We start from the raw sequence: 13,868 nt of genomic DNA on the forward strand, positions 1-13,868 counted from the left end.
TCAGGCCGCCTCGGCCGCGAGCTTCTTGCCCTTCTCGATGGCTTCTTCCATGGAACCCACCATGTAGAAGGCCTGCTCGGGCAAATAGTCGTACTTGCCTTCCACCAGGCCCTTGAAGCCGGCGATGGTGTCCTTCAGGTCCACGAGCTTGCCCGGGGAGCCGGTGAACACTTCCGCCACATGGAAGGGCTGGCTGAGGAAGCGCTCGATCTTGCGGGCGCGGGCGACCGTGATCTTGTCCTCTTCGGAAAGCTCGTCCATGCCGAGGATGGCGATGATGTCCTGAAGCGACTTGTAACGCTGCAGGGTCTGCTGGACCTGGCGCGCCGTGTTGTAGTGCTCCTCGCCGAGGACGGCGGGGGAGAGCATGCGCGAGGTGGAGTCCAGCGGATCCACCGCCGGGTAGATGCCCTTTTCCGCGATGGAGCGCGACAGCACGGTGGTGGCATCCAGATGGGCGAATGACGCGGCGGGCGCCGGATCGGTCAGATCGTCGGCCGGCACGTAGATGGCCTGCACCGAGGTGATGGAGCCCTTGGTGGTGGTGGTGATGCGCTCCTGCAGGGCACCCATGTCGGTGGCCAGCGTCGGCTGGTAGCCCACCGCCGAGGGAATGCGGCCGAGCAGAGCCGACACTTCCGAGCCGGCCTGGGTGAAGCGGAAGATGTTGTCCACGAAGAACAGCACGTCCTGGCCCTGGTCGCGGAAATGCTCGGCCACGGTCAGGCCGGTCAGCGCCACGCGGGCACGGGCGCCCGGGGGCTCGTTCATCTGGCCGTACACGAGGGCGCACTTGGAACCGGCGGCGGAGCCGTTGTTCTCGTGCGGATCCTTGTTCACGTTGGACTCGATCATCTCGTGGTAGAGGTCGTTGCCCTCGCGGGTGCGCTCACCCACGCCGGCGAACACGGAATAACCGCCGTGCGCCTTCGCCACGTTGTTGATCAGCTCCATGATCAGCACGGTCTTGCCCACGCCGGCGCCGCCGAACAGGCCGACCTTGCCGCCCTTGGCGTAGGGAGCGAGGAGATCCACCACCTTGATGCCGGTGACGAGGATTTCGGCCTCGGTGGCCTGCTCCGCGTAGGAGGGAGCCGGCTGGTGGATGCCGCGCAGCGCCTCGCCCTCGATCGGGCCCAGCTCGTCCACCGGCTCGCCGATGACGTTCATGATGCGCCCGAGGGTAGCCGCGCCCACCGGCACCTGGATCGGCGCGCCGGTGTCGGAGACTTCCCGGCCGCGGACCAGACCTTCGGTGGCGTCCATGGCGATGCAGCGCACGGTGCTTTCACCGAGATGCTGCGCCACTTCGAGCACCAGCCGGTTGCCCTGGTTCGTGGTTTCGAGCGCGTTGAGGATTTCCGGGAGATGGCCGTCGAACTGCACGTCCACGACGGCGCCGATGACCTGGGTGATGCGTCCGAGCTTGTTCGCCATTTTCGTCGTCCTCGTATCCTGGTTCCGACCGAGCCTTGGTCCCGGGCCTCAGAGGGCCTCGGCGCCGGAGATGATCTCGATGAGTTCCTTCGTGATCATGGCCTGGCGGGTACGGTTGTAGATAAGCGTCTGCTTCTTGATCATGTCGCCCGCATTGCGGGTGGCGTTGTCCATGGCGCTCATCTGCGAGCCATAGAACGACGCCTGGTTCTCAAGCAGGGCGCGGAAGATCTGCACGGCGATGTTGCGCGGCAGCAGGTCGGCGAGGATGTCCTCCTCGGCCGGCTCGTATTCATAGACCGGGCCGCCCTCGCCCTCGTCCCGCGCCTCGAAGACGGCGGGGATGATCTGCTGGGCGGTGGGGACCTGCGAAATCACGCTCTTGAAGTTGGAATAGAAGAGCGTGCACACGTCGAAGGCGCCCTGGTCGAGCAGGGTGAGGATCTTCGACGCGATGGCCGAGGCGTCCTTGAAGCTGAGGGTGCGCACGCTGCGCAGGTCCACCAGCTCGATGATGCGGTCGGGATAGGTCCGGCGCAGCTGGTCGTAACCTTTGCGGCCGACGCAGAAGAACGTCACGTCCTTCCCCTCGCCGAGCAACTGCTGCGCCTTCTCGCGCGCCAGGCGCACGATGGAGGTGTTGAAGGCGCCGCACAGGCCGCGCTCGCCGGTGGCCACCAGCAGCAGGTGCTTCTGCGACTGCCCCGTGCCAGCGATCAGCACCGGCGCCTGACCGGCGCCGACGATGCCAGCGGCAAGGTTGCCCAGCACCGTATCCATGCGCTCGGCATAGGGACGGGCCGCTTCCGCCGCCATCTGGGCGCGACGCAGCTTCGCCGCGGCGACCATCTGCATCGCCTTGGTGATCTTCTGCGTCGCCTTTACCGAGGCGATGCGGTTCCTTAGGTCTTTCAGGCTCGCCATGCTGCCCGTCCGTCAGGTTCGAGGAACAGGCGCCGCTCAGGCAAAGCTCTTGGCGAAGGCATCGAGGGCCTTCGTCAGCTTTTCAGCGGTGTCCTTGGACAACTCCTTGGACGCGCGAATGGCTTCCAGGATCTCCGGATGCTGGGAGCGCAGGGCGAGCAGGATCCCCTGCTCGAACTCGCGCACCTTGGAGACCGGCAGCGGGTCGAGATAGCCGTTGGTGCCGGCAAAGATCACCGCCACCTGCTCCTCCACCTTGAGGGGCGCGAACTGGCTCTGCTTGAGCAGCTCGGTGAGGCGGGCACCGCGGTTCAGCAGCTTCTGCGTCGAGGCGTCCAGGTCCGAGCCGAACTGGGCGAAGGCCGCCAGCTCACGGTACTGGGCAAGCTCGCCCTTGATCTTGCCCGCCACCTGCTTCATCGCCTTGATCTGGGCCGAGGAGCCCACGCGCGACACCGACAGGCCCACGTTCACCGCCGGGCGGATGCCCTGGTAGAACAGGTCGGACTCAAGGAAGATCTGACCGTCGGTGATCGAAATCACGTTGGTCGGGATGTAGGCGGACACGTCGTTCGCCTGGGTCTCGATCACCGGCAGGGCGGTGAGCGAACCGGCGCCCAGCGAGTCGTTCAGCTTCGCCGCGCGCTCCAGCAGGCGGGAGTGCAGGTAGAACACGTCGCCGGGATAGGCCTCGCGGCCCGGCGGGCGGCGCAGCAGCAGCGACATCTGGCGATAGGCCACGGCCTGCTTGGACAGATCGTCGTGGATGATCAGCGCGTGCATGCCGTTGTCACGGAAATACTCGCCCATGGCGGTGCCGGTGAACGGCGCCAGGAACTGCATGGGGGCCGCGTCCGAGGCGGTGGCGGCGACCACGATGGAATATTCCAGCGCGCCGTGCTCTTCCAGCACCTTCACGAACTGCGCGACGGTGGAGCGCTTCTGGCCCACCGCGACGTAGACGCAGTAGAGCTTGGCCTTCTCATCCGTGCCCTGGTTGATGGGCTTCTGGTTGAGGATGGCATCGAGCGCCACGGCGGTCTTGCCGGTCTGGCGATCGCCGATGATCAGCTCGCGCTGGCCACGGCCGATGGGGATCAGCGCGTCGATGGCCTTGAGGCCGGTCTGCATGGGCTCATGCACCGACTTGCGCGGGATGATGCCCGGCGCCTTCACGTCCACCCGGCGACGCTCGGTGTACACGATCGGGCCCTTGCCATCGATCGGGTTGCCGAGGGCATCCACGACGCGGCCGAGCAGGCCCTTGCCCACCGGAGCGTCGACGATGGCGCGGGTGCGCTTGACGGTCTGGCCTTCCTTGATCTCGCGGTCCGAACCGAAGATCACGATGCCGACGTTGTCGATTTCGAGGTTCAGCGCCATGCCGCGCGTGCCGTTCTCGAACTCGACCATCTCGCCGGCCTGGACATTGTCGAGGCCATAGACGCGGGCGATGCCGTCACCGACGGAGAGAACCTGACCCACCTCGGAAACCTCGGCCTCCTGGCCGAAGTTCTGGATCTGCTCCTTGAGGATGGCGGTGATTTCAGCGGCTCGAATGTCCATCAGCGGACCTCTTTCATCGCATGCCGGATAGAATTGAGTTTGGTCTTGAGAGAGGCGTCGACCATGCGGGAGCCGAGCTTCACGATGAGACCACCGAGGATGGACGGATCGACGGTCACGTCGAGAATCACGTCCTTGCCGGTCTGCTGGGCCAACGCCTCCTTGAGCGCGAAGAAGTGCGCATCGCTCAAGGGTGCCGGCACCGTCACCTGCGCCGTCGTCTCGCCACGCTGGGCGGCGACGAGGGCCGCATAGTCAGCAACCATGCGGGGCAGCGCGAACAGGCGGCGGTTCTGCGCCACCCGCCTCACGAAATTCCCGGCAAGACCGGAAATGCCCACCTGATCAAGTACCGCGGAAATGGCCTTGAGCTGGTCGCCGGCCGAAAAGACCGGGCTTTTGACCAGCCGCGCCAGATCCGCGCTCTCTGCAATAAGGGCCGACAAGCGATCGAGATCCGCCTTAACGGAATCGACGGCGCCGGCCTCAGTCGCCAGTTCGAATAGCGCGGTCGCGTAGCGCCCCGCCATGCCTGACACGATCGTATCCGCCACCCCGCACCTCTCTCGAACTTGCAGCCCATGCTGCGCGCCTTGCGCAGCCATTGCCCAAGCCCTTGATCTGTTGGGAATATTCTAGTGCGACCCCGCGAGAGGGCTGAACCCGCCTCTCGAAATCTCGGTGTGCCTAACACAGGCAGAAGTGGGCGGCAACATGACCGAACGATGGCGCCTAGGCCGCATTGCCGCACCGCAATGCCCGGATACCGTTTCGGCCATCGCCCGGCACCTTATGCCACACCGAGAAACTGCTTCAGCTCGGGCGTCTGCGGGTGGGTGAACACGTCTTCCGGCGGGCCGATCTCGTGCACCCGCCCCTGGTGCATAAACACCACGCGGTCGCACACTTCGCGGGCGAAGCGCATTTCGTGCGTCACCATGATCAGCGTCATGCCCTGTTCCGCGAGGGCCTTCACCACGGCGAGCACCTCGTTGACCAGTTCCGGGTCGAGGGCGGAGGTGATCTCATCACATAGTAGGGCCAGCGGCTTCATGGCCAGCGCGCGGGCGATGGCGACGCGCTGCTGCTGGCCGCCGGAGAGCTGGTCGGGATAGGCGTCGAACTTGTGGCCGAGGCCCACCTGGTCCAGCCGCGCCCGCGCCTCGGCCTCCGCCTCTTTCGCGGAAACCTTCTTCACCACCATGGGCGAGAGCATCACGTTGCGGCCCGCCGTGAGGTGGGGAAACAGGTTGAAGCCCTGGAAGATCATGCCGACCTTGAGCCGCAGCGCGCGCAGGTGCACCTCGTCGGGCGCGAGCTGGGCGCCGGCGACCACGATGGAGCCATCGTCGATGGTCTCCAGCCCGTTGACGCAGCGCAGCAGGGTGGACTTGCCCGAGCCCGACTTGCCGATGATGGCGATGACCTCGCCCGGCGCAATGTCGAGGTTGATGCCTTTCAGTACCTCGTTCTGGCCGAAGCTCTTGCGCACCTCAGTGATTGTGATGAGCGACATTCAGCTTCCTCTCCAGGATCTGGCTCGACTTCGACAGGGGCCAGCACAGGGCGAAATAGATCAGCGCCGCGAAGCCGTAGACCGTGAACGGCTCGAACGTGGCGTTGGTGATGATGGTGGCGGCCTTGGACAGCTCCACGAAGCCGATGATGGAGGTCAGCGCCGTGCCCTTCACCACCTGCACCGAGAAGCCCACCGTGGGCGGCACCGCGATGCGCATGGACTGGGGCAGGATCACGTAGCGCAGCTGCTCCACGAAGCTCATGGCGAGGGACGAGGAGGCCTCCCACTGGCCCTTGGGGATCGATTCGACGCAGCCGCGCCAGATCTCGGCGAGGAAGGCCGAGCTCCACAGGGTGAGGGAGACGAACGCCGCCGCCCAGGGCGACACGTCGAGGCCCATGAGCGGCAGGCCGAAGAAGATCAGGAACAGCTGCATCAGCAGCGGCGTGCCCTGGAACAGCTCGATGTAGAGGCTGGCGGCGCGGCGCAGCCAGGCCCTTCGGGCGATGCGGGCATAGAGCACCACCAGCCCCACCACGCCGCCGCCGACGAAGGCGAGCAGCGAGAGCAGCACCGTCCAGCGGGCGGCCAAAAGCAGGTTGGAGACGATGTCCCAGGTGGAAAACGCCGTCATCGCGCGACACTCCTGCGGGGGAAGACGAGAGCGCCGATGCCCCGCATGACCTGCCGCACCAGCACGGCAAGGACGAGGTAGAGCACGGTGGCGACGATGTAGGCCTCGAACGCCCGGAAGGTGCGGGACTGGATGAAGTTGGCGGCGTAGGTCAGTTCCTCCACCGAAATCTGCGAGCACACCGCCGAGCCGAACATCACGATCACGATCTGCGACGACAAGGCCGGCCAGATCTTCTGCAGCGCCGGCACCAGCACCACGTGGCGGAAGGTCTGCAGCCGGCTCATGGCCAGGGAGGCGCCCGCCTCGAACTGGCCTTTCGGCGTCGCCTCGATGCCGGCGCGGATGATCTCGCAGGCATAGGCGCCGAGATTGATCACCATGGCGAGGATGGCCGCCTGCATCTCGGTGAGCCCGACCCCGATGGCCGGCAGGCCGAAGAAGATGAAGAACAGCTGGATCAGGAACGGCGTGTTGCGGATCAGCTCCACATAGGCCTCCACCAGCGGCCGCAGCCAGCGCGGCCCCTGGGTCTTGGCCCAGGCGCAGGCGATGCCGAGGGTGACCCCCAGAGCGCCGCCCACGGCGATCAGTTCCACCGTGATGGCGACGCCCTTGACGAGCACCGGCACATAATCGGCCAGGGAGGAGAAATCGAAGCTGTAGGCCATCTGTGCCCTTTCCCCGATGGCGGACCGACAAAAGCGTCACCCGACGGCGAGCCGCTGCGCCCTCTCCCGTTTGCGGGGGAGGGATGGGGAGGGGGCAGGCCTGGACGGATGCCCGAGTGCAGGCGGTCAAACCCGACGATGTCCCCCACCCTGCCCGCCCCGCCCGAACCCGGCTGTTGCCGGGCTCGGTTCCCAAGAACCAGGACCGCAGAGCCGGGACCGCCCGCTGCCCCGGCCCGCGTGAAACTCAGGCCCTCACAGGTCCGCCGGAAGCGGCGCGCCGAGCCATTTCTGCGAGATCTTCTCCAGCGACCCATCCGCCTTGGCGGCGGTGATGATGGCGTTGACCTTCTCCAGCAGCTTGGGCTCGTCCTTGTTGAGGCCCACGTAGCAGGGGGAATTCTTGATCAGCACCTTCACCTGCGGCTTCTTCGGCGGGTTGCGGGCGAGGATGGCCGCCGCCACCACATTGCCCGTGGCCACCACCTTCACCTGGCCGGAGAGGAAGGCCGAGATGGTGGAATTGTTGTCCTCGTAGCGCTTGATGTCGGCGGTGGGCGGGGCGACCTTGGTCAGCTCCAGATCTTCCACCGAGCCGCGGGTGACGCCCACGGTCATGCCGGCGATGTCCTCCACCTTCTCCACCTTCACGTCGGCGGGGCCGAAGATGCCGTTGAAGAACGGGGCATAGGCCACGGAGAAATCCATCACCTTCTCGCGCTCGGGATTCTTGCCGAGGCTGGAGATGACGAGGTCCACCTTCTTGGTCTGGAGGTAGGGGATGCGGTTGGCGCTGGTCACCGGCACCAGCTCCGCCTTCACGCCCAGCTTGGCGGCGATGAGGTTGGCCATGTCGATGTCATAGCCCAGCGGCTTGAGGTCGATGCCCACCGACCCGAAGGGCGGGAAATCCTGCGGCACGGCGATGCGGATCACGCCCGCCTTCATGATGTCGTCGAGGGTGTCCGCCCGCGCGGCGGTGGACAGCGCCACCGGGGCCAACGCGCCGAGCAGCGCACCGGCGGCGAACGCGGTTCGAAGGAAAGTCCTGCGATCTGAGCGCATGTCGCGCCTGCCTCCCTGACACGGCGCCACAGCGCCTTTCGTCCAAGGGTTCAGCAAAGCCTATGCCAAGGAGATCGGGCGGCGCGCCTTTCCCGGAGGGGGCGGGTTGTCGCGCGGCGGTCACACGACGTATCGGCGCCGGGGCGACAGGTGGCGGCGGGTTGGAGCAGGTCGGGGCAAACAAAAATGCCCCGCCCGATGTCTCGGACGGGGCATTTGCATAATTTTCAGGCGCCCATGTTTAGGGCAGGCTCCCGGAGAGGGACCCTCAGTTCGCCTGGGAAGCCTTGTTGGGGCTCGCCGGGAAGGCGGCGTTCTTGACGGTGCCCTTCATCAGCTCGACGGCGAGCTTCAGCTGGGTATCGTCCTTCGGGTCCGGCGGCACGTAGGAGGGCGAGCCGGTGGCTTCGTCCTCGCCGTTCTTCAGGTGGCCCTTCAGCGAGGCCTCGCCGCGGGTGGTGTCGGCGGCGGCGCCGAGCTTCTGCTTCATCTCGTCCGGCAGGTCCTGCACCAGAATGATGTCGGGCTCGATGCCCTTGGCCTGGATGGAGCGGCCCGACGGCGTGTAGTAGCGCGCCGTGGTCAGGCGCAGCGCGCCCTGCTGGCCCAGCGGAATGATGGTCTGCACCGAGGCCTTGCCGAACGAGCGCGAGCCGAGGACGGTGGCGCGCTTGTGGTCCTGCAGGGCGCCGGCCACGATCTCGGAGGCCGAGGCCGAGCCGCCGTTGACCATGACGATCACCGGCCGGCCCTTGGTGAGGTCGCCGCCGCGGGCGTTGAAGCGCTGCGTCTCCTCGGCATTGCGGCCGCGGGTGGAGACGATCTCGCCACGCTCCAGGAACGCATCGGACACCGCCACCGCCTGGTCGAGCAGGCCGCCGGGATTGTTGCGCAGGTCCAGGATGTAGCCCTTGATCTTGTCCGGGCCGATCTTGGCGGTCAGTTCGTCGATGGCCTTCTTCAGGCCCTCGTAGGTCTGCTCGTTGGTGAACGAGTTGAGGCGGATATAGGCGATGTCGTCCGATTCGACCCGCGAGCGCACCGTCTGGATCTTGATGGTGTCGCGCACCAGCTTGATCTCGATGGGCTTCTCCACGCCCTTGCGCAGGATGGTCAGCGTGATCGGCGTGTTCACCGGGCCGCGCATCTTGTCCACGGCCTCGTTCAGGGTCAGGCCCTGAACCTGGTCGTTGTCCAGCTTGGCGATGAGGTCGCCGGAGAGGATGCCGGCCTTGCTCGCCGGGGTGTCCTCCATGGGGGTCACCACCTTCACGAGGCCGTCTTCCATGATGACCTCGATGCCGAGGCCACCGAATTCGCCGCGCGTCTGCACCTGCATGTCGCGGTGGTTCTTCGCGTCCATGTAGGAGGAGTGCGGATCAAGCGACTGGAGCATGCCGTTGATGGCAGACTCGATCAGCTTGGCGTCGTCGGGCTTCTCCACATAGTCCGTGCGCACGCGCTCGAACACGTCGCCAAACAGGTTGAGCTGCTTGTAGGTGTCCGAAGACGCCGCCTCGGCCGCGGTGCCCAGAAAGAAGGGCGCCAGCACCCGCGGCTGCACCGCTGCAACGGCCACGAGGGCGCCCGCCGCCACGCCGAAAAGAAATAGAGACGTCCGACGCATCATCCACGCACCTTCTGACTGTCCGTTGCGGCCCACCACGGGGTAGGATCTATGGAGATCCCGTCTTTTCGGAACTCGACATATAATTGGGGCTGTCCCAAGGCTGTGCCAGGCTCATTGCCAAAACGTAATCCGGCTGCCGGAACAACATTTGGGGACTGAACTGCGGCCTGACTTGAGGCCGGTACCGCCGGGCCGCGCACCGCGGGAGCCGCAGTCCGCGACAGGCCGCCCATCACCCCCACCGGCTCGCCCGCCAGGACGAACTGGCCAAGGTCCACGGTGATCCGCTCCATGCCTGCCATGAGGATATGGTAGCCGCCGCCCGCGTTGATGATCAAGAGTTGTCCGTAGCTGCGGAACGGCCCGGCATAGACCACCCAGCCATCCGCGGGCGCGCTCACGGGGGCGCCCGCGCGGGTGGCGATGGTCATGCCCTTCTCGGCTCCGCCCACGCTGTCCGGCGCGCCGAACCCCTTCAGGGTCACGCCGGCAACCGGCAGCGGCAGCAAGCCCTTAGCCTGGCTGAAGGCGATGGCGGGGGTGATCCGCGCGGGATTGCGCAGGGCGGTGAGGTCCGGCTTCCCCGGCTCGATGGGACGGGTCACCGCCTTCGCCGCGTCGGCGGCGCGGGCGGACGGCCCCACTTCCGTCTCCAGCCGCGTCACGAGATCGTGCACGTCGCCGGTGGATTTGGCTACCGTCTCGGCCTGGCTCCGATCGATCGGCGGAACCGGCTGCTCCTCGGCCTGGCGGCGTTGACGTTCCGTCACCAGGATGGAGAGCCGCTTCCTGTCGTCGTCCAGCTCGGCCTTGAGGCGGGTGAGGCTGTCGCGGGCGGCGGTCAGCTCGCCGCGCACGCGCGCCTGCTCCGACAAATCGGCCGCCAGCGTCTCCGCCTCCACCCGCAATTCCGGCAGCAGCGCGCCCAAAAGGATGGCCGAGCGCACCGCGTCCAGCGCATCGTCCGGGCGCATCAGCAGGGCCGGCGGTGGCTCGCGGCCCATGCGCATCAGCGCCGCCAGCACCTGGGCCAGCACGCCGCGACGCTTGGCGAGGGACGCGCCCAGGTCCGCGGCAGAGCCGTCGAGCACCCCGATCCGCCCCTCCACGTCGATGAGCTGCTGCTCGACGGAACGGGTGCGGGTGGCGGTCTCCACCAGCATCTGGTTGAGCCGGGCGCGATCGCCGGTGCCTGCTCCCTTGGCCGCTTCCAGCTCCGCCCTAAGGCGCTTCTGCGCCTCCTCGGTGCCGCGAAGGTCGGATTTCAGCGCATCGGTATCGAGGCCGGAACGCGCGGGGACGGGGGGCGGCAGCGGCACCACGGCGGGCGCGGCGCCGGTCTGCCCAAGCGCCGGCATCGCCGCCGGCAACAGGCCGGCGAGCACAAGCGACAGGAGCAGGGCGGCCCTTGCGGTCATGGCCCCGATCCTCGGGGAAACAGGGTTTAGGAGACGTTAACCTTCGCGTTCCGGCCGCCGATCCGGCGAGGTTTCCCCCGCCGGATGCACATGCGGGCCGTGGTCAGCCCTCCATGCTCTCCAGCTCGGAGATCATGCGGTCGATGAGGGAGAGCCCGGTCTGCCAGAAGGCCGGGTCGCGGGCATCGAGGCCGAACGGGGCCAGCAGTTCGGCATGGTGCTTGGTGCCGCCCGCCGAAAGCATCTCCAGATACCGGTCGGCAAAGCCGTCCGCCGCATTCTCGTAGACCGCATAGAGCGAGTTCACGAGGCAGTCGCCGAAGGCATAGGCGTAGACGTAGAACGGCGAGTGGATGAAGTGGGGAATGTAGGTCCAGAAGCTCTCGTAGCCCGCGCCGAGGTAAATGGCCGGGCCGAGGCTCTCGCCCTGCACCTTCATCCAGATCTCGCCGATCTTCTCGGCGGTCAGCTCGCCCTGCCGGCGCTCGGTGTGGACCTCGCGCTCGAAGGTGTAGAAGGCGGTCTGGCGCACCACCGTGTTGATCATGTCCTCCACCTTCTGGGCGAGCATGATCTTGCGCGTCCTCGGGGTCTCGGCGCCGTCCAGCAGCCGGCGGAAGGTCAGCATCTCGCCGAACACGGAGGCGGTCTCGGCCAGGGTCAGCGGGGTCGGCGCCATCAGCGCCCCCTGCCGGGCGGCCAGCACCTGGTGCACGCCGTGGCCCAGCTCATGGGCCAGCGTCATCACGTCCCGCGGCTTGCCCTGGTAGTTGAGCAGCACATAGGGGTGCGCGGAGGGCACGGTCGGGTGAGCGAAGGCGCCCGGCGACTTGCCGGGGCGCACCGGCGCGTCGATCCACGACTTGTCGAAGAAGGTCCTGGCGATGTCCGCCATCTTCGGCGAGAAGGCGCCGTAGGCGGACAGCACGGTATCCCGCGCCTCGCCCCAGCCGATGTCCGCGGTCTCGACCTTTGGCAGCGGCGCGTTGCGGTCCCAGAACTCCAGCTTGTCCCTGCCGAACCAGCGGGCCTTCAGCGCGTAATAGCGATGGGACAGGCGCGGGAAGGAGACGCGGATCGCCTCCACCATGGCGTCCACCACCTCCTTCTCCACCCGGTTGGCGAGGTGCCGGGACGAGGCGACATCCGTAAAGCCGCGCCAGCGGTCGGAGATTTCCTTGTCCTTGGCCAGGGTGTTGGTGATGAGGGTGAACAGCCGCAGGTTCTTGCCGAACGTGTCGGCCAGCGCCAGCCCGGCCGACTTGCGCACCTCTTCCCGCGGGTCCTGCATCAGGTTGAGGGTGGGCTCGATGGCGAGGTCCTGCCCGTCCACGGTGAAGCGCAGGGACGAGATGGTCTCGTCGAACAGCCGGCTCCAGGCCCCGCGGGAGGGGTTCGACTTCTCGTGGAACAGCTGCTCGATCTTGTCCTCGAGCTGGTAGGGCTTGTCCTTGCGCAGGTCTTCCACCCACGGGCGGTAATGGCCGAGCGCGGGATCGGCCAAGGCGACTTCAAGGGCCGCGTCGTCCAGCCGGTTCATTTCCAGCGTGAAGAACAACAGGTGCGTGGAGGCGTCGGTGAGGCGCTCCTGGATGTCGCCGTAGAATTTGGCCCGGGCCGGGTCCGAGGTGTCGCCGGCATAGATGAGGCTGCCATAGGAGGCGATGCGGCCGAGCAGGTCGTCCACCTCCTCATAGCGTTTCACCGCCGCGCCCAGCGCCGCCCCGCCGTCGGGGGCCGCGAGCATATCGGCCAGCTTGCCCTTGAAGGCGGCTTCGAACGCCGTGCAGGCGGCGTCGGCCTGTTCGAGATCCGCCTTCAGCTCGGGCGAATCCATGGCCGGGTAAAGGTCCGTCAGGTTCCATTCGGGAAGGCGCTCGGCGCTCGCCACCGCGGCCGCAGTGGCAGGAGCTGCGTGACGGGCGGCGGCAAACGCGCTCTCGAAATCAGCCGAAAGAACGGGATGGGCGGACGCGCGCAACGCGGGCGTGCGGAAAAATGCGTGCAACATGGAACCTCCGGACCTTTGGCGACGCGCGCGGCTCGCACCGCGGGCGCCGGTCGTGGAGGACAAAATCGCCGCAATGGGCCGGCGCCGCAAGCCGGCCCCGCCACGCCTGCGCCAATGCTGGGCCGCGGCAGGGATGACGGCGGGGCTCAGGGCTTCTTAACCATCGCCCGCCAAGCTCCCGGTGATTCTCTCCCTCGTCCTGCCGCAAGCGATTCCCGAATGACCCTGCCCCTGCTTCTGGTCGAAGACGACCCTGTCGAAGCGCGCCGCCTCTCGTCGGCCCTCGCCGGCCTCGGCTACGAGGTGACCCTGGCCGAGGATGGCGACGCGGCGTTGGACCAGCTGGCCGCCCGCGCCTTCGACGTGGTGCTGCTGGATCTGGTGGTGCCGGGGCTCGACGGCATGGGCGTGCTCGACGCCATGGCCGCGCGCGGCATCACCGCACCGGTGGTGGTGCAGGTGACGGCCGCCGGGCTCGATGCCGCCTCGGGCGCTATACGCTCCGGCGCGCGGGATTTCGTGGTGAAGCCGGCCGGCGTGCTCCGCCTTCAGGTGGCCCTCGCCAACGCCGTCGCCCTCGGCCGCGCCGCACCGGCCACCCGGCCGGCGCGCGCCTTTGCCGGCAATGTGGTGCCCTTTGTCCCGGCTGCCGCACCGGCCCCGGTCAGCGCGGGCGTGGCCGGGGAATTGCCCCCGACCATGCGGGCGGACACCCTTGCCTATGCCCGCCTCGATGCCGCCGGCCATGCCCGGCGGCTGGAGCAGATCGAGGCCGAAGCCATCCGCTTTGCCTGCCACCTCTACGGCGGGCGCATGGCGGAGGTGGCCCGCCGCCTCGGCATCGGCCGCTCCACCCTCTACCGCAAGCTCGCCGACCTGCACCTGGACTCTGACATGCACCTGGACTCGGACCTGGACCTGGACGCGGTAGGCCGCAACCGCGAAGCGGAACCATCCGCCGGGCGGTTTGTTGCCGCTGAGTGACAAGTCAGT

General features: G+C 67.2%; 12 protein-coding genes. 1 reads left to right on the forward strand and 11 read right to left on the reverse strand.

Annotated features, from left to right (window positions below):
* From atpD to V5F48_RS18945, 11 genes are all read right to left on the reverse strand, one after another.
* Positions 1-1,437: a F0F1 ATP synthase subunit beta gene (gene atpD, locus V5F48_RS18895; protein ID WP_394110447.1), complete on the reverse strand. Its 1,437-nt coding sequence runs from the start codon at positions 1,435-1,437 to the stop codon at positions 1-3.
* A gap of 48 nt (positions 1,438-1,485) precedes the next feature.
* A complete protein-coding gene (locus tag V5F48_RS18900) occupies positions 1,486-2,361 on the reverse strand; it encodes a F0F1 ATP synthase subunit gamma (RefSeq protein WP_394259956.1) in 876 nt (291 codons plus the stop codon).
* Positions 2,362-2,397: 36 nt separating this feature from the next.
* Entirely contained in the window at positions 2,398-3,927 is a 1,530-nt protein-coding gene (atpA, locus tag V5F48_RS18905) for a F0F1 ATP synthase subunit alpha (RefSeq protein WP_394110445.1), read from the reverse strand.
* Positions 3,927-4,532: a F0F1 ATP synthase subunit delta gene (locus tag V5F48_RS18910; RefSeq protein ID WP_394110444.1), complete on the reverse strand. Its 606-nt coding sequence runs from the start codon at positions 4,530-4,532 to the stop codon at positions 3,927-3,929. Before V5F48_RS18910 ends, atpA begins: the two co-directional genes overlap by 1 nt.
* Before the next feature lie 185 nt (positions 4,533-4,717).
* Entirely contained in the window at positions 4,718-5,443 is a 726-nt protein-coding gene (locus tag V5F48_RS18915; RefSeq protein ID WP_282641801.1) for an amino acid ABC transporter ATP-binding protein, read from the reverse strand.
* A complete protein-coding gene (locus V5F48_RS18920) occupies positions 5,421-6,080 on the reverse strand; it encodes an amino acid ABC transporter permease (RefSeq protein ID WP_394259957.1) in 660 nt (219 codons plus the stop codon). Before V5F48_RS18920 ends, V5F48_RS18915 begins: the two co-directional genes overlap by 23 nt.
* Positions 6,077-6,751, reverse strand: coding sequence for an amino acid ABC transporter permease (locus V5F48_RS18925; protein ID WP_394259958.1), 675 nt, complete (start codon positions 6,749-6,751; stop codon positions 6,077-6,079). The genes V5F48_RS18920 and V5F48_RS18925 overlap by 4 nt, the downstream gene beginning before the upstream one ends.
* Positions 6,752-7,006: 255 nt before the next feature.
* Positions 7,007-7,816 (reverse strand): transporter substrate-binding domain-containing protein, encoded by an 810-nt coding sequence (locus V5F48_RS18930; RefSeq protein ID WP_394259959.1) that lies wholly within the window; start codon positions 7,814-7,816, stop codon positions 7,007-7,009.
* A gap of 268 nt (positions 7,817-8,084) precedes the next feature.
* A complete protein-coding gene (locus V5F48_RS18935) occupies positions 8,085-9,446 on the reverse strand; it encodes a S41 family peptidase (RefSeq protein ID WP_394110439.1) in 1,362 nt (453 codons plus the stop codon).
* A complete protein-coding gene (locus V5F48_RS18940) occupies positions 9,443-10,864 on the reverse strand; it encodes a murein hydrolase activator EnvC family protein (protein ID WP_394259960.1) in 1,422 nt (473 codons plus the stop codon). The genes V5F48_RS18935 and V5F48_RS18940 overlap by 4 nt, the downstream gene beginning before the upstream one ends.
* Before the next feature lie 103 nt (positions 10,865-10,967).
* Complete coding sequence (locus tag V5F48_RS18945) at positions 10,968-12,875, reverse strand: M3 family oligoendopeptidase (RefSeq protein ID WP_394259961.1); 1,908 nt, start codon at positions 12,873-12,875, stop codon at positions 10,968-10,970.
* Between the two features lie 219 nt (positions 12,876-13,094).
* Here V5F48_RS18945 and V5F48_RS18950 point away from each other — a divergent pair, with 219 nt between their 5' ends.
* Positions 13,095-13,859, forward strand: coding sequence for a response regulator (locus V5F48_RS18950; protein WP_394259962.1), 765 nt, complete (start codon positions 13,095-13,097; stop codon positions 13,857-13,859).
* Positions 13,860-13,868: the final 9 nt, after the last annotated feature.

The organism is Xanthobacter autotrophicus ATCC 700552, from assembly GCF_043194565.1.
Classification (GTDB): Bacteria; Pseudomonadota; Alphaproteobacteria; order Rhizobiales; family Xanthobacteraceae; genus Xanthobacter; species Xanthobacter autotrophicus_F.

Bases quoted from the DNA above. Each gene is read 5' to 3' on its own strand.
- atpD (WP_394110447.1), bottom strand. From the start codon at position 1,437: ATGGCGAACAAGCTCGGACGCATCACCCAGGTCATCGGCGCCGTCGTG.
- V5F48_RS18900 (WP_394259956.1), bottom strand. From the start codon at position 2,361: ATGGCGAGCCTGAAAGACCTAAGGAACCGCATCGCCTCGGTAAAGGCG.
- atpA (WP_394110445.1), bottom strand. From the start codon at position 3,927: ATGGACATTCGAGCCGCTGAAATCACCGCCATCCTCAAGGAGCAGATC.
- V5F48_RS18910 (WP_394110444.1), bottom strand. From the start codon at position 4,532: ATGGCTGCGCAAGGCGCGCAGCATGGGCTGCAAGTTCGAGAGAGGTGC.
- V5F48_RS18915 (WP_282641801.1), bottom strand. From the start codon at position 5,443: ATGTCGCTCATCACAATCACTGAGGTGCGCAAGAGCTTCGGCCAGAAC.
- V5F48_RS18920 (WP_394259957.1), bottom strand. From the start codon at position 6,080: ATGACGGCGTTTTCCACCTGGGACATCGTCTCCAACCTGCTTTTGGCC.
- V5F48_RS18925 (WP_394259958.1), bottom strand. From the start codon at position 6,751: ATGGCCTACAGCTTCGATTTCTCCTCCCTGGCCGATTATGTGCCGGTG.
- V5F48_RS18930 (WP_394259959.1), bottom strand. From the start codon at position 7,816: ATGCGCTCAGATCGCAGGACTTTCCTTCGAACCGCGTTCGCCGCCGGT.
- V5F48_RS18935 (WP_394110439.1), bottom strand. From the start codon at position 9,446: ATGATGCGTCGGACGTCTCTATTTCTTTTCGGCGTGGCGGCGGGCGCC.
- V5F48_RS18940 (WP_394259960.1), bottom strand. From the start codon at position 10,864: ATGACCGCAAGGGCCGCCCTGCTCCTGTCGCTTGTGCTCGCCGGCCTG.
- V5F48_RS18945 (WP_394259961.1), bottom strand. From the start codon at position 12,875: ATGTTGCACGCATTTTTCCGCACGCCCGCGTTGCGCGCGTCCGCCCAT.
- V5F48_RS18950 (WP_394259962.1), top strand. From the start codon at position 13,095: ATGACCCTGCCCCTGCTTCTGGTCGAAGACGACCCTGTCGAAGCGCGC.